The organism is Pseudobdellovibrionaceae bacterium (assembly GCA_015163855.1).
Lineage (GTDB): Bacteria > Bdellovibrionota > Bdellovibrionia > Bdellovibrionales > UBA1609 > JAAOIH01.
Map to the genome: position 1 here is coordinate 22802 of JAAOIK010000009.1, position 18472 is coordinate 41273.

Annotated in this window: 12 protein-coding genes; 8 read left to right on the forward strand and 4 right to left on the reverse strand. The window is 35.1% G+C overall.

What is annotated here, in order from left to right:
* Nucleotides 1-48: 48 nt before the first annotated feature.
* The 4 genes from rpoC (at nt 49) to HAW63_01100 (ending at nt 6342) form a co-directional block, all read left to right on the forward strand.
* Nucleotides 49-4209, forward strand: coding sequence for a DNA-directed RNA polymerase subunit beta' (gene rpoC, locus HAW63_01085; protein MBE8162568.1), 4161 nt, complete (start codon nt 49-51; stop codon nt 4207-4209).
* 61 nt (nt 4210-4270) lie between these two features.
* A complete protein-coding gene (locus tag HAW63_01090) occupies nt 4271-4645 on the forward strand; it encodes a 30S ribosomal protein S12 (GenBank protein ID MBE8162569.1) in 375 nt (124 codons plus the stop codon).
* Between the two features lie 30 nt (nt 4646-4675).
* Nucleotides 4676-5149 (forward strand): 30S ribosomal protein S7, encoded by a 474-nt coding sequence (gene rpsG, locus HAW63_01095; protein ID MBE8162570.1) that lies wholly within the window; start codon nt 4676-4678, stop codon nt 5147-5149.
* Nucleotides 5150-5190: 41 nt separating this feature from the next.
* The gene (locus HAW63_01100; protein MBE8162571.1) at nt 5191-6342 is read left to right on the forward strand and encodes an aspartate kinase; all 1152 of its coding nucleotides are present in this window, start codon (nt 5191-5193) and stop codon (nt 6340-6342) included.
* Here the strand turns inward: HAW63_01100 and HAW63_01105 are convergent.
* A complete protein-coding gene (locus HAW63_01105; protein MBE8162572.1) occupies nt 6307-6963 on the reverse strand; it encodes a class I SAM-dependent methyltransferase in 657 nt (218 codons plus the stop codon). The genes HAW63_01100 and HAW63_01105 overlap by 36 nt on opposite strands.
* Before the next feature lie 290 nt (nt 6964-7253).
* Between HAW63_01105 and HAW63_01110 the strand changes: the two genes are divergently transcribed.
* Nucleotides 7254-7592, forward strand: coding sequence for a response regulator transcription factor (locus HAW63_01110; protein MBE8162573.1), 339 nt, complete (start codon nt 7254-7256; stop codon nt 7590-7592).
* A gap of 96 nt (nt 7593-7688) precedes the next feature.
* A complete protein-coding gene (locus HAW63_01115; protein ID MBE8162574.1) occupies nt 7689-8573 on the forward strand; it encodes a ChaN family lipoprotein in 885 nt (294 codons plus the stop codon).
* Between the two features lie 50 nt (nt 8574-8623).
* Here HAW63_01115 and HAW63_01120 read toward each other — a convergent pair whose 3' ends face one another.
* A complete protein-coding gene (locus HAW63_01120; protein MBE8162575.1) occupies nt 8624-10939 on the reverse strand; it encodes an NADP-dependent malic enzyme in 2316 nt (771 codons plus the stop codon).
* A 134-nt stretch (nt 10940-11073) separates the two neighbouring features.
* Here HAW63_01120 and HAW63_01125 point away from each other — a divergent pair, with 134 nt between their 5' ends.
* Nucleotides 11074-12360 (forward strand): thiolase family protein, encoded by a 1287-nt coding sequence (locus tag HAW63_01125; GenBank protein MBE8162576.1) that lies wholly within the window; start codon nt 11074-11076, stop codon nt 12358-12360.
* Nucleotides 12361-12370: 10 nt separating this feature from the next.
* Complete coding sequence (locus HAW63_01130) at nt 12371-14521, forward strand: fatty oxidation complex subunit alpha (protein ID MBE8162577.1); 2151 nt, start codon at nt 12371-12373, stop codon at nt 14519-14521.
* Between the two features lie 26 nt (nt 14522-14547).
* Here the strand turns inward: HAW63_01130 and metG are convergent, their stop codons facing one another.
* Both metG and HAW63_01140 read right to left on the reverse strand, forming a co-directional pair.
* Nucleotides 14548-16167, reverse strand: a complete 1620-nt coding sequence (gene metG, locus HAW63_01135; GenBank protein MBE8162578.1) for a methionine--tRNA ligase — start codon at nt 16165-16167, stop codon at nt 14548-14550.
* A gap of 2 nt (nt 16168-16169) precedes the next feature.
* Nucleotides 16170-18404 (reverse strand): amino acid permease, encoded by a 2235-nt coding sequence (locus HAW63_01140; protein ID MBE8162579.1) that lies wholly within the window; start codon nt 18402-18404, stop codon nt 16170-16172.
* Between the last annotated feature and the right edge of the window lie 68 nt (nt 18405-18472).

Below are 18472 nucleotides of genomic sequence, written 5' to 3' on the forward strand. Positions count from 1 at the left end.
TTTTTTTAATAGAAAAGTAAAAAAGAAAAAATAAAAACAGGAGTTCTTTTGAAAGACTTACTTAACTTTTTAGATAAACCACAATCCCCTTTATCCATTAAAGGTATTCAAGTTTCTTTAGCTTCAGCAGAGAAGATCAAAAGTTGGTCTTTTGGCGAAGTAAAAAAACCAGAAACTATTAATTATAGAACTTTTAAACCAGAGCGAGAAGGCTTGTTTTGTGCAAAAATTTTTGGACCAATTAAAGATTACGAATGCCTTTGTGGAAAATATAAAAGAATGAAATACAGAGGTGTGATTTGTGAAAAGTGTGGAGTAGAAGTTACTCGCTCTAAAGTGCGTCGCGAAAGAATGGGGCATATTAGTTTAGTTTCTCCCGTAGCCCATGTTTGGTTTTTAAGATCTTTACCTAGTCGTATTGTTACTTTGCTAGGAATGACTCTTAAAGAATTAGAAGCCGTTTTGTATTGTGAATCTCATATGGTTTTAGATCCAATGGAAACGGAATTAAAAGAAATGCAAGTGTTATCCGAAAATGAGTATCAAGATGCCTTAGATGAATATGGCCCTCATTTTAGAGTAGGTATGGGCGGAGAAGCCGTTATCGAAATGCTTCGTTCCTTAGATTTAGAATTTTTAGCTAGACAATTACGCATTGATATTCGTGATACAAAATCAGAATTAACAAAGAAAAAACTAGCTAAGCGTTTAAAAATTGTAGAAGCCTTTAGAGGATCTAATAATAAACCAGAGTGGATGATCTTAACGGTATTACCAGTTATTCCTCCCGATTTACGACCACTAGTGCATTTAGATGGCGGTAGGTTTGCCACTTCTGATTTAAATGATTTATACAGAAGAGTAATTAACAGAAATAATCGATTAAAGAAATTACAAGATTTAAATGCTCCTGATATTATTATTCGTAATGAAAAAAGAATGTTACAAGAAGCCGTTGATGCTTTATTAGATAATGGCCGTGGCGGAAAAGTATTCACAGGAGCTAACAAGCGTCCATTGCGTTCTTTAAGTGATGCTTTAAAAGGTAAGCAAGGTCGTTTCCGTCAAAATTTATTAGGTAAGAGGGTAGATTATTCTGGCCGTTCTGTGATTGTGGTAGGTCCTCATTTACGACTGCACCAATGTGGCTTACCAAAAAAAATGGCTTTAGAATTATTTAAGCCATTTATTTGTGGTCAATTAGAAGCTCGTGGTTTAGTAACCACAGTAAAGCAAGCAAAGCGATTAATTGATGAGGGAGTAGATGAAGTTTGGGATATTTTATCAGAAGTGGTAAAAGAGCATCCGGTATTATTAAACCGCGCCCCTACTTTACACAGATTAGGTATTCAAGCTTTTGAACCTCTTCTTCATGAGGGGAAAGCTATTCAATTGCATCCATTAGTTTGTGCCGCTTTTAATGCCGATTTTGATGGAGACACCATGTCTGTTCATGTGCCTTTATCCATTGAAGCGCAAATTGAAGCTCGCGTGTTAATGATGTCTACTAATAATATTTTAAGTCCTTCTAATGGAAAACCGGTAATTAACCCCACTCAGGATATGGTGTTAGGTTTGTACTGGATGACTCGTATTAACTTAGAGGCTAAGGGTACGGGAAGAATATTTAGTTCCATTGATAAAGTGGAATATGCGTATAACCAAGGTTTGGTTAATTTACAAGCTGCTGTAAAAGTAAAAATTGGAAACACGGTTTATGATACTAGTGTTGGTCGCGCCATTTTAGGTGGAAAATTACCAAAAGATTTAGACTTTAAAGTGGTTAATAAAGTAATGAATAAAAAAACTTTAGCAGAGCTAATGGATTTTTGTTTTCGTAATGTAGGGCCAAAGGCTACCGTTTTATTAGCAGACGCTTTAAAGCAAGCCGGTTTTGAATATTCTACTCAAGCGGGTATTTCTATTGCTATTGGCGATTTAAAAATTCCTAAAGAAAAAGATGCCATTTTAGCCTCTGCAGTAAGCCAAGTGCAAAACATTCAAGAGCAGTATGACGAAGGTTTAACCACAGAAAGTGAAAGATATAATAAAGCGGTGGATATTTGGTCTAATGCTACAGATAAAGTGGCAAAAGTAATGATGAAACATTTTGAAACTCAAGACTTTGAAGTGGACGGAAAAACAGTAAAGTCTGATAGTTTTAACTCTATTTATATTATGGCAGACTCCGGAGCAAGGGGTGCGGTAGATCAGATTAAGCAATTAGCAGGAATGCGTGGTTTGCTTGCCAAACCTTCGGGAGAAATTATTGAAACACCAATTACTGCCAATTACCGAGAAGGCTTATCGGTGATTCAATATTTTATTGCCACCCATGGTGCAAGAAAAGGTTTAGCAGATACCGCTTTAAAAACAGCCAACTCGGGATACTTAACGCGTTGTTTAGTAGATGTGGCTCAAGATGTGGTAGTAACTAAAAAAGATTGTGGTACTTCTGGTGGCATAGTGGTTAGAGCCTTAGTGGAAGGTGGAGAAATCATTCAAAGCTTAGGAGAAAAAATTTTAGGCCGTATTACATTAAAGCCAATAATGGATCCAGCCACAAAAACCATTATTGTAGATTCTAATGAAGAAATTACAGAAGATGCTGTACAAAAAATTTATGAGTCAGAAATTGAAGAAGTGGTTGTTCGCTCTCCTTTAACTTGCCAATCTGATAGAGGCATTTGTGTTCAGTGTTATGGTCGTGATTTATCCAGAGGTCATATTGTTAATTTAGGAGAGGCTGTGGGGATTATTGCAGCCCAGTCTATTGGTGAACCAGGAACTCAGTTAACCATGAGAACTTTCCACTTAGGTGGAGCTGCCAGCAGAAGTGTTGAAGAATCAGAGTACCTTGCAAAATATTCTGGAACAGTATGTTTAAACAAAGTGCAAACGGTTATAAACAAAGAAGGAAAGGTAACTATTTTAGGTCGTAACGGAATTTTATCTATTAATGCAGAAGATGGAGTAGAAAAAGAAGCCTTTAAGCTTCCTTATGGTTCTGTTCTTCATTATAAAATTGGTGCAAAAGTAAAGGCCAAAGATACTCTTTCCACTTGGGACCCTTATTCTAAGTTTACTATTGCAGCAGCGGGCGGGTTTGTTAAATTCGTAGGCTTAGACTTAGGAGTTACTTATACCGAAGAAAGAGATACTACCACGGGTTTTATTGCTAAAAAAATTATTAACAATAAAAGTTTAGATGGCTCTAAGCCTTCTGTACATTTGGTAGACAAAACTGGCCAGCCTATTCAGTTTGAACGGGGAGGAAACATTAGTTATATTTTATCCACAGGGGTACAATTATTAGTAGATAATGGGCAAGAAATTTTTGCAGGGGACTTAATTACTAAAATGGTAAAAGAAAGTTCTAAAACGAAAGATATCACAGGTGGTTTACCTAGAGTAAAAGAATTATTTGAAGCGCGTGTTCCTAAAGACCCTTCTGTGATGGCACCTATTGATGGTTATGTTAGCTTTGGAGAAGATTTAAAGGACAAGCAACGAATTATAATTACAGCAGAGTCTGGTGATACTAGCGAAGTTTTTGTTCCTAAGGGTAAAAACGCAGAAGTAATGGAAGGGGAATTTATTAAAGCTGGAGAATCCGTGGTGGACGGTGAAACTAACCCTCATGATTTGCTAGACATTCAAGGAGAGGTGGCTTTATCAACCTACTTATTAAACGAAGTACAAGAAGTTTATCGACTTCAAGGTGTGGCTATTAATGATAAGCATATCGAAACTATTTTACGGCAAATGTTAAGTAAGGTTAGAGTTTTATCTGCTGGCGACACTCCCTTAATCCAAGGAGAAGTGATTGAAAAAGCCCGATTTAAAGCGGCTAATAAAGCGGTCACAGCAGAGGATGGAGAATTAGCTACAGGTCAGCCTGTGTTATTAGGTATTACTAAAACTTCTTTGAGTACAGAAAGTTGGTTGTCTGCAGCTTCTTTCCAAGAGGTAACTAAAGTATTAACCGAAGCTTCTATAAACTCTAAAATGGATAATCTTAAAGGTTTAAAAGAAAATATTATTATGGGTCGTTTAATTCCTGCAGGAACGGGCTTGCCTTGTTATTCTCAATGGAAAATTGGTGTAGACGCCCCTAAGCCTAAAGAAGTCGATGCGGTTTTGCCAGGGGTAGAAACGCATAAAAACTCAGTAGTTACTGAAAGTGAAGAGGAAAGAAAGAATTTATAAAAAGCTTGACGAGAGTCCAAGGAATAAGTAATTTTCTTAGGTTGTTAGGAGACAAAAAAGTATGCCCACGATTAACCAGTTAATAAAAAAAAGCCGCAAAATCCAAAAGGATAAATCCAGCTCACCAGCTTTAGAAGCTTGTCCTCAAAAAAGAGGGGTTTGTACTCGAGTTTTTACTACCACTCCAAAGAAGCCAAACTCGGCTTTGCGTAAAGTGGCTCGTGTGCGCTTATCTAACGGTTTTGAAGTGAATTCTTACATTCCTGGTATTGGTCATAACTTGCAAGAACATAGTGTGATATTAATTCGTGGTGGTCGTGTAAAAGATTTACCAGGGGTTCGTTACCATACGGTTCGAGGAGTTTTAGATACTCATGGTGTGGCCAATCGAAAAAATAGCCGTTCTAAGTACGGAGCAAAAAAACCAAAAGCTTAGTTACAAAAGTAAAAAAGATAAAGGGAAAGTATGAGTCGTCGAGCAAAAAAATATAGAAAAGATATAGTTCCTGATGTGGTTTATGGCGATTCCACAGTGTCTATGTTGATTAACAAAGTTATGTTAGATGGTCGCAAAACTGTAGCTTCTAAAATTATGTACTCGGCAATGGATCAATTAAAAGTGAAAGTAGAGGGAGAAAGCCCTTTAGATGTGGTTAAAAAAGCCATTGAAAATATAAAGCCTTTAGTGGAAGTTCGCTCTCGTCGCGTGGGTGGAGCCACATATCAAGTTCCGGTGGATGTTAGGCCGGCTCGTCGTTTAACTTTAGCTCTAAGATGGTTAACTGCATTTTCTCGAAGCCGTAATGAAAAAACTATGCCCAATCGATTAGCTGCAGAAATTTTAGACGCTTATAATGAACGAGGAGCATCTTTTAAAAAGAAAGAAGATGTTCATCGCATGGCTGAAGCCAACAGAGCCTTTGCCCATTTTAATTGGTAACTAACTTTACTTAAACATAACTGGTTTTTTAATCTAAATAAATGGAAAATTTAGTAGTACAAAAATACGGTGGTAGTTCTTTATCTAGCGTAGAAAAAATTCAAAGCATTGCAAAAAACCTTTCAGAAATTGCTAAAAAGCAATCTTTAATTGTGGTGGTTAGTGCCATGGGCAAGGCCACGGATAATTTATTAAACATGGCTTATGAAATCAGTGATAAGCCAGAAAAGCGCGAACTGGATATGCTATTAACCTCTGGTGAGCGTATTGCCATGTCTTTACTAAGTATTGCTTTAAATGAACTAGGCGTTTCTTCTGTTAGCTTTACAGGAAGTCAGGCGGGGATTTTAACTAGCAATCAACATAATTCTGCAAGCATTGTAGAGATAAAACCCTTTCGCGTTTCTGAAGTTTTAAAGCAAAAAAAAGTAGCCATTTTAGCCGGCTTTCAAGGTGTAAACCCAACCACTAAAGAAATTACTACTTTAGGTAGAGGGGGTTCGGATACTACGGCCGTTTATTTAGCCGATCACTTTAAAGCGCCTTGTGAAATATACAAAGATGTAGAGGGGGTTTGCTCGGCAGACCCTAACCAAGTTTCTAATGTTACTAAATATGATGAAATTACTTATGATGAGTTACTGTCTATGATTAAATGGGGAAATCCAATTTTACATAGGTACTCTATTGGTTTAGCTAAAGATAAAAAAGTTCAACTAAGTATTAAAAAATCTTTATCAAAAAATACAGGAACACAAATAGTATTAAATAAAAAAACCACAGCAAATAAGTGCTTGTCTATAGAATCGCAGGCTTTGGTTTTTAGCATTCCCTGCTCAGAGATAAAACATTATCAAACTATCAAAGCCAATAAAAAGCTATTTACTTTGTATGATTTATTTCAAAACGATACCAGCCTTTTGATCACGGGAGAAAAAGCAGATTTACAGTGTTTAAAAAAAACTTTAAGGAAAAGCATTAATAATTTATCCACGGTATCTTTTATTTTTTCTAATGGTGATTTTAAAGTGTATAAAAAAGAATTAATTAGTCAGTTATCCAAACAATTTCCATCTATTGTAGATTGGGTTGATGAAAGTTTATCTTTAACTGCGGTAATTCCCTTTGATTTAAAAACCAAATTTTTAAATCAGGCCTCATTGTTTTTGAAAGATTACCATTCGGCTAGATAAAAATAAAATTTTCCAGTTAAAGTATTTTGCTATCCAGTGCATAGTATTTTTAGAATAAAAACTAACATGAGTTATGTCTCTGTGATAATGCCAAAGGGGAAAGTCTTGTGGTTTTTCGTACAAGCTTGTCATAACTCCTAAGTGAGCGTTTGTTTGCAGTAAATTATGAATTCTTTGTAACTCTGTGGAGGGGTGAAAAAAGTGTTCCATAGCCTCAGTGCAAGTAATAAAGTCATATTGCTTTTTAAGGGCTGTGGGGTTGGGGTAAAATATAGGATCATAGTGTGTGGTTGCAAAGCCCTTCTCCTCTAAGTACTTAGCTAAAACCACGCTAGGGCCACATCCATAATCCAAACCTTTAGACTGGCTAGAAAGGTGTGGAGTAAGCTTTACAAGCAGTTTATCTAAAAATTGTAAATAGCTGGCGTCTTTAATGGTATTGTTGTGCTGGTCATAGCGGTGCCTTTCCTCCTCTAAGGAAAGCCTTAGGTTTTTGTCTAAAAAAATAAGCTCGCACTGGTGGCATCGATAATAAATTCTATTATATAGTTTATTACAATACTTATTAATGTATTGATAAAAGGGCTTTAGGTTGTGTTGATTGCAGAGTTCGCAGTGCATAATTATTTATTATTTAATAGCACTTTACTGGTATTACTAGTTTTTTGTCATTTGAGTTCTTTTTCTGAGCTATAAGGCAAATTTTGCCAACAGTTTTTTTAGTTTTTTACTACAAATGCTAAAATATTGAACAATTCAAAAAATTTACTTGAACAAGTAAGTAAATAAGTTCTATTGTCTAGTCTAGTTTGAAAAATTTTCATTAGAAAATCTTGCAAAACTTACAAAAACTTGACAGACTTTATTTAAATAGCCCAACGGCTATCAAACTTAAGTAAGGAGAAGCAAGGATGCTGAGAAATATATTAGTAAAAAATGGTTTGTCTCCAAGAGAGTCTGAAGTCGGCGAATTGGTAACTCAGGGCTTATCTAATAAAGAAATTGCAGACCGTTTATTTGTGACGGAAAAAACAATTAAATTTCATTTAACTAATATTTATAAAAAAATGCAGGTTAAGTCGCGCTCTCAATTGATTGTGTGGTGCATGCCTCACTTAAAGTTTATTGATATGAAAACCAATGCTAATCAAACTGCTCCTGGCTTTGCCGCTGCAGGAGGAACAACAGAGGACACATCATCTTCTATTATTCCAGCTGGTCGTAGCACTATTTCTGACAATTCTAACTAATTTTAATACAGCAAGGATGCTGTGAAAAAATAAGTAAAAAAAAGCGAAGTTATCTTCGCTTTTTTTATGTGTATGTCGCTAATTAAGGAAGGGTCTGTGTCTATATTTCGATCTGTGGTATTTGCTCTTATTAGTATTAGTTTTATTCACCCTATTTTTGCCACAGGTGCAAAAATACGAGTTTATGATACTCAATTACAAAAATTTATTAGTCCTTTAGATTTATTTACAGCAGTGCCTAGGCAGGGGCAGCTAGTATTGGGCGAGGAGCATTATCAAGAGGCTATTCAAAAAGCAGAGGGTGACATTGTTGCAGGAGTGCTGTCGGCTCAAGCTAGAGAAAAAAGTTTTACTATTTGTTGGGAGTTTTTAAATTACCCCGATCAAAAAATAATAAACACCACCTTTTCTCAATTTACTCAACAGCTTATTTCTATTACCGAAGTATTTGCACAATTATTTACTCGCTCAAAACCTATGCTTAATTACCCTTATCGCCATTTATTCGAAGTGGCTCGTTCTTTTAAAGGTAAAATGGTAGGCATTAATGCTCCTCGAAAATGGAAGCAGGTTATTACAAAAAATGGCATAGCAAAATTAGATAAAAAATTGGTACCTAATAATATGGAACTAGGAGGGCCTTTTTATAAAGAGCGTTTTATTAAAGCCATAAGCAATCATGTTTCCCCAGAGAAGGTTCCCAATTATTTTGAAGCACAAAGTTATACCGATAGTGTTATGGCAGAGTCTATACAAAAAATGTCTAACACAAAAGATTTAAAATTTGTTGTGGTAGGTTCCTTTCATTCTGATTTCAATGATGGTTTAGTGGCACAATTAAAAAAATATAATCCAAAGCCCACAACTAGTATTAAAATCATAGATATTACAGAATTTTCTAATACAGAGAGGCAGAATTTATTTAATCCGCACCCTAAATATGGGGTTATTGCAGATTATATTTACACCGTAGATAATTAAAAAACACAGTTACTTATTTTTACTTATTGTTACTTATTTTTTAAAGAGTTTTAGTGACCGCTATTATAAGTCAATTTGTGTTTTTTAGGGTTTTGGTAAATGCGAGCCGCTTTTACACTTAAAGTAATACTGCCAATAATATCGTCAACACTAGCTCCACGCTGCAAAATATTTGCGGGCTTTTTAATGCCGGTTAAGAAGGGCCCCAAAACTTCTAGGCCTCCCAGGTTCTTTAATAATTTATACGAAATATTACTGGCAGCCAAATTAGGAAACAGTAAAATATTTGCAGGTTCTTTTAAGTCAGAAAAAGAAAATATATTATTTAATATATCGGTGTTAACCGCAGTATCGCCTTGCATTTCGCCATCAATAATAAGATTGGGCTTGTTTTGTTTTACTAGTTGAGTAGCTTCTTTCATTTTTTTAGCTAAAGGAGTGTTGCCACTAAAATTAGAGTAAGAAAGCATGGCAATGCGCGGGGTAAGCCCATAGTATTTTGCTACAATAGAGGTTTGTATAGCAATTTGAGCAAGTTGTTCGCTGCTGGGTTCTATGTTCACAGTTGTGTCGGTTAAAAAAAACATTTTATCATCTAGTAATAAAATATTTAAACCCGCCACAGTTTGTTTTTCTCTACTGCCAATAATTTGTAAAATAGGCTTTAAACAATCGGCATAATTTTGTTTAGCTCCTGATATTAAAGTGTCAAAATCTCCAGAGTGCAAAGCCATTGCAGAAAAATAATAAGGATTAGTCATTAAGCGAGTGGCCTCGGCATGGCTAATTCCTTTTCTTTGTCGAGTTTCATACAATTTTTTTATATAATTTTCAAAGTTAGGGCTGTCTTTAGGAGAAATAATCGAAACGCCATCTAAATTTTGTAAAGATTCTTCTTTTATTAAAGCTTGTATTTTATCAAAGTTGCCAATTAATGTTGGTTCACAAATTTTATCTAAGGCTAAAGTATTTAAAGCTTTTAAGATGCGCTTGCATTCCCCTTCTGCAAAAATAATTTTTATAGGTTTTTCTTTATGGATAATATTGTGATTTTTTATACGATTAATGGCAGTGCGAATAAAACCTTGTTTTAAACCCTGTAGTTTTGTAAGGCTTTCTGTGTATTGTTCAAAGTCTGCAATATTTTTTCTAGCCACTCCAGAGTCCATAGCCGCTTTGGCTACGGCAGGGGTTACCGAGGTTAAAACTCTTTCATCAAAGGGAGTTGGTATAATGTATTCCGGACCAAATAAAAATTTGGCGTTATTATAAGCCAAAGAAACACTGTCGGGAACATTTTGTTTGGCTAAATTACTTAAAGCATATACGGCGGCTAATTTCATTTCTGTATTAATATGTGTAGAGTGAGTATCTAAAGCCCCTCTAAAAATAAAAGGAAAACCTAAAACATTATTAACTTGGTTGGGAAAGTCACTTCTTCCAGTGGCCACAATAATATCGGGACAAGCTTTCTTTGCTAAATCGGGTAAAATTTCTGGATCTGGGTTAGCTAAGGCAAAAACAATGGGTTTTTTCGCCATACTTTTAATTTCTTCTGCCCCTATGGCGCCGGCCACACTAAGCCCACAAAAAACATCTGCACCTTTTAAAGCTTCCTTTAGGTTGCGTGCTTTTGCAGAACAAGCCCATCGCTCTTTATAGGTGTTCATGTTCTCTTTGCGTCCTTTATAAATTACACCAGTAGAATCACAAAAAATAATATTTTCTTTTTTCACACCCACTTTTGTAAATAGCATTGCGCAAGATAGAGCCGCTGCACCAGCTCCATTAAAAACCACTTTAATTTTTGACAATGATTTTTTTTGAATTTCACAAGCATTGATTAAAGCTGCAGTACTAATAATAGCAGTTCCATGTTGATCATCATGAAATACAGGAATGTTCATTTGTTCTTTTAATTTTTCTTCAATTTCAAAACACTCTGGAGCTTTTAAATCTTCTAGATTAATTCCTCCAAAGCTGGGCTCTAAAGATTTTACCGTGTTTACAAAATCATCTACAGAGTTAGACTGTACTTCTAAGTCAAAGACATCAATTCCTGCAAAGTGTTTAAACAATACGGCCTTGCCTTCCATAACCGGCTTAGAGGCTGCAGGCCCAATATTGCCTAAGCCCAAAACAGCAGTTCCATTAGTAACTACAGCTACCAAGTTGCCTTTGTTGGTATAGTTAAAAACTTCTTGAGGGTTTTTGTAAATTTCTTGGCAAGGGGCCGCCACTCCAGGGGAGTAAGCTAAGGATAATTCGTACTTGGTATTGCAGGGCTTAGAGGCTTGAACACTCAGTTTGCCTGGCTTAGGTAATTGGTGATATTTGAGGGCTGCTTTATACAATTCTTTCGACATAAACTTCCTTTCTGTCTTTGTAAAATACTGCAATATTAAGCTTTGTGCTAGTAAAATTTTATTGGCAAAAAAAATAGTCAGTACTTGAACAGATTTAGTTAGAGGTGTAAAACATAGTTGCCAAGGAGGCATTTATGAAAGAAGTGGTTTTAGTAGCTGGTTTAAGAAGTCCTTTTTCTAAGGCAGGCACAGATTTTAAAGCCTTTCATGCAGCCGATATGGGGGCACAAGTGCTAAAAGAACTTTTATTACAAACTAATCTGTCTGCTGATAAAATTGATGAAGTAATTATTGGTAATGTGGGCAACCCTTCTGACGCGGCTAATATTTCTAGAGTAGTGGCGTTAAAGGCAGGGCTTCCTCAAAGCGTTTCGGCTTACACCGTCCATAGAAATTGTGCTTCGGCTTTAGAAAGTGCCTCTACCGCTTTTGATAAAATTCGCTCGGGCTCTGCAGATATCATTATTGCTGGAGGGGTAGAAAATATGTCGCAATACCCTTTACTATTTACGCAAAGGTTTAGTAATATTTTTGGAGAGTTTGCTTTTGCCAAAAGTTTAATGAAAAAACTAAAAGCTTTAAAAAAATTAAAACTAAAAGACCTAGCACCTAGAATTTCTGTGCTAGAAGGTTTAACCGACCCCTTTGTTGGTTTAAGCATGGGGCAAACCGCAGAGGTGTTGGCTAAAGAATTTTCCATCACACGAGAAGAGCAAGACAATTTTGCGCTAAAGAGTCATCAAAATGCAGTGAAGGCAACCGAAAAATTATCTAAAGAAATTCTGCCTTTGTTTATTCCTCCTAAATTAAATAAAGTTTTAGAAAAAGATAATGGCCCAAGAGAAAGCCAAAGCATAGAAAGTTTAAAAAAACTAAGACCTTACTTTGATAGAAAGTATGGAAGCGTGACTGTGGGTAATGCTTGTCCATTAACAGACGGTGCTGCGATGTTGCTTTTAATGAGCAAAGAAAAAGCACAAGAGTTAGGATTAAAACCTTTAGCTTATGTTCGCTCTTATGCTTATGCGGGCTGTGACCCTAGCCGCATGGGGTTAGGGCCTGTTTATGCCACAGCCAAGTTACTAGCAAAACAAAATATCTCTTTACAAGATATAGATTTAGTAGAACTTAACGAAGCCTTTGCGGCTCAAGTTTTAGCTTGTCAAAAAGCTTTTGCAAGCGAAGAATTTTGTAAAAAAGAATTGGGTTTAAAAAAACCTATGGGAAGTATTGACCCTAGTAAATTAAATGTAAATGGAGGGGCGATTGCCATTGGTCACCCTGTGGGGGCTACGGGTTCGCGTTTAATTTTAACTTTAGCTAAAGAAATGCAAAGACAAGAGGCTCGATGGGGATTGGCCACTTTGTGTATAGGTGGTGGACAAGGTGGTTCTTTGTTATTAGAAAAAATAGATTTTTAAAAGAAAAGGGATAAGTATGGAAAATGTAAAATTAAAAGATTTAGGAGATGTGGCGGTTATTGTTTTTGACAGCGCACAGGAGCGAGTTAATGTTTTATCCAGTTCTGTTTTAAAAGAATTTGGCGAGTTAGTAGAGCAAGTAAAAAACTCACAAAACTTTAAAGCTTTAATTATTGGCTCACAAAAACCCAAAAGCTTTATTGTTGGTGCCGATATTAAAGAAATAAAAACAGTAACCTCCAAAGAAGATTGTGTGGAGATGCTAAATGTGGCTCACAATATTTTCAATACTTTAGAAGATTTAAAAATACCTAAAATTGCTGCTATCAATGGTCATTGTTTGGGCGGTGGTTGCGAGTTGGTTTTGGCTTGCAATTATCGAATTGCCAGTGATAATTCTACCTTGGCTTTGCCCGAGGTTAAGTTAGGTATTTTTCCAGGCTTTGGTGGCTGCATAAGGTTGCCTAAATTAGTGGGGTTACAAGGGGCCTTGTCTATGATTTTAACAGGCTCTATGTTTAATGCTAAAAAAGCATTGCGATTGGGTTTGGTAGACGAGGTGGTGCCTTTAAGTTTATTAGAAGAGTACTCTTTATCTTTAGCTAAAAAATTTATTGCTAAGAAAAAAATTATTAAACCAAAAAAACGAAAAGCACCTTTTACAAAAAAATGGATTAATATTTTCTTAGAATCTTTTTTAGGTAGAAGAATAGTCTACAAAAAAGCTAAAGAAGGGGTGTTAAAACAAACTAAAGGCTTTTATCCAGCACCTCTTGCTGCCTTAGATGTAATAAAAAGTACTTATAAAAAAACGACTCGAAAAAAAGCTTTAAAGTTAGAGGCTAAATTTTTTTCTAATGTAGTAGTGACTACTGTTAGTAAGCATTTAATTGGTTTATTTTTTTTAACAGAAAAATTAAAAAAGCAAACGGGCGTTAGCTCCTCCGAAATAGCTCCTAAGCCAGTTGCTACAATGGCCGTATTAGGTGCTGGTACTATGGGTGGTGGCATTGCTCATTTAGCTGCTAATAAAAAGATTTTTGTACGCATTAAAGATTTAAATTATAAATCTTTAAGCTTAGCATTAAATTTTGCACAAAGTTTATGGAAAAAGGCTTTTAAAAGGCGCAAAATTACCATGTATCAAATGCGTTCCAATATGGATTTATTATCCACCACTTTAAATTATTCAGGCTTTCAAAATACCGATTTTGTTATCGAGGCTGTTGTAGAAAATATGAATATTAAAAAATCGGTAATTACAGAAATGGCCAAGCATACTAAAGACGCTTGTATTATTGCTACCAACACTTCGTCGTTAAGCGTAACAGAAATGGCCCAAGCTCATCCAAACCCTGAAAACTTTATTGGTATGCACTTTTTTAATCCCGTACATAAAATGCCACTAGTGGAAATCATTAGGGGAGAAAAAACTAGTGATCAAACCGTGGCCACCACTTTTGCATTAGCTAAAAAAATGGGAAAGATACCAGTAGTGGTAAAAGATGGAACGGGGTTTTTAGTAAATAGATTGCTGCTTCCTTGGATGGCAGAAGCATTGTTGTTGTTTGAAGAAGGGGAGTCGGTGGAAAAAATTGACGCGGCCTTTTCTAAAAACTTTGGCATGCCCATGGGGCCACTTAGGCTTATTGATGAGGTAGGAGTAGATGTAGCCATTAAAATTTTGCACATTTTTGCCAGTAAATTTTCCGAACGAATTAAGGTGTCGTCTTTATGTGACGAGTTAGTGAAAAAAAATATTTTAGGAAAAAAAGGTTTAAAGGGATTTTATTTGTATGATCAACAATCAAAAGAGATTGGTGTAAACCCAGATATTTATCAAGAGTTAGGTATAGGTCAGCCACAAAACCTTTTAAAAAGCCAAGATATTTTAGACAGAGGATTTTTTACAATGATTAACGAAGCTTCTCGAGCACTGTTAGAGGATAAAATTGTAGAAAATCCAGAAGATGTAGACTTGGCTATGATTATGGGCACAGGCTTTCCTCCATTTAGAGGAGGTTTGTTACACTACGCAGATAGTTTAGGTGCAGAATACATTGTTAAGCAGTTAGAAGTACTTACTAACACTGCGGGGTTTAGATTTCGCCCGTGCTCTTCTTTAAAAGCCATGGCTAAAGCGTCTAGAAAATTTTATTAAGCAATAAGCTAAGCAGTAATTTTTTACTAAGCAGTAACTACTAATTTTTCTGCATCTTTACTATCAATACGAGCTAGTAGATGCTCGTATTTTTGCACATCACAATTTTCTAAAACCGTGTCGTGATCACTCCATTTATAGTTAGCATCTTCATTAAATAAAGCAGCCACCTGTTTAGAGTAAGATGGCAAAATGGGCGTTAAATAAATCGTTAAAATTCTAAAAACATTTACAATATCGGTAAGCACTTGATGGGCTTCTTCAGAGTTATTTTTAATGCTTTTCCAAGGTTCTTTTTTGTCAAAATATTGATTGGCTTCTTCTGCAAGGCTTCTAATTATTCCAAGAGCTTTCGAAAACTCTCTATTGTTATAAAGCTTTGCAATTTCTAAGTTAGCATTTTGTATTTTTTTAATTAATAATAAACCGTCTTTAGAGCAGCAGCTAAGTTTATTATCTAATTTTTTATTTAACATTTGTATAGATCTAGAGGCCAAATTAGTAATTTTAGAAAGCAGTTCGGCGTTGGTTTTTTGCGTAAAATCTTCAATGCTAAAATCAATATCCGAAGCATTAGCATTTAATTTAGAAGCTAAATAATACCTTAAGTACAAAGGGTTTAAAGTTTCTGCAAAATGTTTTGCAGAAATTAAAGTTCCCTTGCTTTTGCTCATTTTTTTTCCTTGAAAAGTAAGATGGCCATGAACAAAAATATTATTTGCCAATTTATAATCAGAATTTTTTAACATACTAGGAAAAAACAAACAGTGAAAATAAACAATGTCTTTTCCAATAAAATGATAAATTTCTGTATCTTCGGCATTCCAAAAGGCTTTAAAATTAATATTTTGTTTTTCTGCCCATTCTTTTGTGCTAGCTAAATAGGCTAAGGGGGCGTCTAACCAAACATAAAAAAATTTATCTTTATGTTCAGGAATTTCAAAGCCAAAATACGGTTTGTCTCTAGAAATATCCCAGTTAGAAAGTTCTTTTTCCAACCATTCTTGCAGCTTTTTTTGTACTTCTTTTGGAGTATGTTCTTTTATCCACAGCTTTAAAAATTCTCTAAAATTTTCTAATTGATAAAATAAATGAGAGCTTTCTTTAAGCACAGGTGTATTGCCACATATAGAGCACTGCGGATGTAAAACCTCAGTGGGCGAGTAGGTGCTGCCACAAACATCACAAGAGTCTCCGTTTTGCTCTTCGGCCTTGCACTTAGGGCAAGTGCCTTTGGTAAATCTGTCGGGTAAAAACATTTTATCATGATTGCAATAAAGTTGTTCAATATTTTTTTCTACAATATTTTTTTTCATGCTTTCATACACTTCATAACAAATGTCTTTATTGTGAGAGGTGTTTGTGCTGGAGTAATGGTCAAACTGTATTTCAAAAGTAGAAAAATCTTTTAAATGCTCCTTTTGCATATTTTCTGTTAGTTCTTGTGGTGTAATGTTTAAACTTTTTGCTTTTAACATTATTGGAGTGCCGTGGGCATCGTCTGCACAAATATATAGGCAATTATGATCTTGCATTTTTTTAAAGCGTGTCCAAAAGTCCACCTGTAAATACTCTACCAAATGGCCTATGTGAATAGGGCCATTGGCGTAAGGAAGGGCTGCGGTGCAAATTATATTTTTTTTCATAATTAATTTAAAACATCGTTAAAACAAATTTCTTCGTTAGGCATTGCAAAGATTTGGTGTTGGTAGCTTTTACTATCTGTAGTACCGCATTTAGAATATTGTTGCACTAAGTTTTTCCAATAATTTAGATACTCTTCAGAAGTTTGAAAATCGTCTTTAGTAGCAATGTTTAATATTTGTAAACATTGCTCCTTCCCTTTAATTTTTTGAAAAATAGAGCTAAAGGCTTGTTGGGCGCTAGTGTTTTGATTATTTACTGTTTTAAAGTTTAGCCGCTTTGCTTTTAATTCTTTTTTTAGCTCCTCACTATCGCTGTCGCTATCGGTTAAGCAAAACACATTGCTTCTTAAAGAAATACTAAGCATATGAGCAAGAACTAATAAAAAATCTTTTGTGTTTTTACATAAGCTTCTTTTTTTTCCATTAAAAAGAAGCTCAATTTTTTTTACTTTTTCTGCATTATGAAAATTAAATATTAAAATATTCTTTTTTTGTTTTTTGGCTTCATCTAGTAAATCTAAAAAAGATTGCAATTGTTTTTCGTCATCCGTTTTTGGAAAATTTAATGCTAGGCTGTTCATTTCTATGGGGCCAATGCTGTACTCTCGTATAAGTTCAATATTGGCTTGTGTGTAGTTTGTGTATTTGTGTATTTTTACAAAGCTATTAATTTTATTTTTAAAAAGTTCCTTTTTTATATAGTGAATATCATAGGTAGCAATCGAATGCGAACTTAGCTCCTCTTGTTCTTCTGAAAAGTTAATGCCTGCTATTTGTGCTTTTTCTAAAAAAATACTACTAATAAAACTGCGGTTTTGGGTTAAGTGTTTCATATAAATTAAGCTAGTTAAATTATCAGAAAAATTATCGCCTAAAGTGGGAGTAAATAAAATATGTGGTCTCCAATTTTTTGCTTCTTTTTTATAAGAAGCAATTTTTTGCAAAGCAAATCGAGCGGTCATAATAAAAAGACCTTGTCGCATGTCTGACCAAGAAGAATCTATTTGACGAAATTGAGTCACTAGGTAAATAAGAAAACAAGAAATAAAAGCCAATAGGGTTGAGGGGGCGTGTATTAAAAACATGGCAGAAAAGCAAAGGCCTGCTCCTAAAAAACTTAAACTCCAATGGGTTTTAAATTGCGGTCTCCAAGAGGGGTTTTTCATAAAACTTTCTAATCCAGCGGCTAAATTTAAAGCACCATAGGAGGTTAAAAAAAACATAGATAGTATGGGGGCAATAATATCAATACCTCCCAAAAACAAAGCCCCTCCCGCAAGCAAAACACTAATAAAGGTGGCAACATGAGGGGATTTAGCTTGACCAAATTCTTTTCCTAAAAATTTTGGTAAAATATTATCTTCAGCTAAAGCTTTCAGAGTTCGAGGTGCGGCCAAAAGAGAGCCTAGGGCGCTAGATAGGCTAGCCATCCAAATTCCTAAAAAAATAATTGGTGCAAAGCGAGCCACTTTAGTAACTATTAAAGAGTTTGTATTTAGTAAATGAGGGGAAGCCAAATGATACAAAGCAAAAGCTACGGCGACATAAATAATGTAACCAACAATAACGGCAGCGATGGTTCCAGAAGGAATGGACTTAGATGGATTTTTTAAATCACCCGACATAGATAAGCCGGTGCTAATTCCTGTAACCGCAGGAAAAAATAATGCAAAAACGGCTAAATAAGAAGCGGGAGTAAAGTTTAGAGGTAAGCTTGTGCTAGTTTCTGTTAGGGGTTGTCCAAAAAATAAAGAAATTAAAGAAAGAATAATGGTAATAAAAATAAAAACCTGTGCTTTCATAGCTAGGTCAGTAGAGTAAAAAGTTAAAGCCGTTAGGCTGATTAAGCTAACCAAAGCAATTAGTGTGGTGGAGGCATTGGGAAAAATGTATTTTAAGGATTCCGAAAAACCCGCTAAATAAAAAGTAATACCAATGACTTGTGATAAAAATAAGGGAAGCCCAATGGCTGCACCAATTTCTATTCCAAAAGATCTAGAAATTACATAATATATTCCTCCACCTTTTACTTTCATATTGGTGGCCATGCTAGAAACAGAAAGTGCTGTTAAAAAAGTAATAAGAGAAGAGATGCTAATAATAATTAAGGTACCCATCAGCCCTGCATTAGCTACTATCCACCCCATGCGCAAGTACATAATGATTCCCAGTATTGTTAAAATACTAGGAATAAAAACCCCTTCAAATGTGCCAAATAGTTTTTTACTTAAAGTCACTAAAGCCCTTAGGTTTGTGATTATTTACAAATACATCTATTTCTTATTGGATTAAGATTAACTTTTCC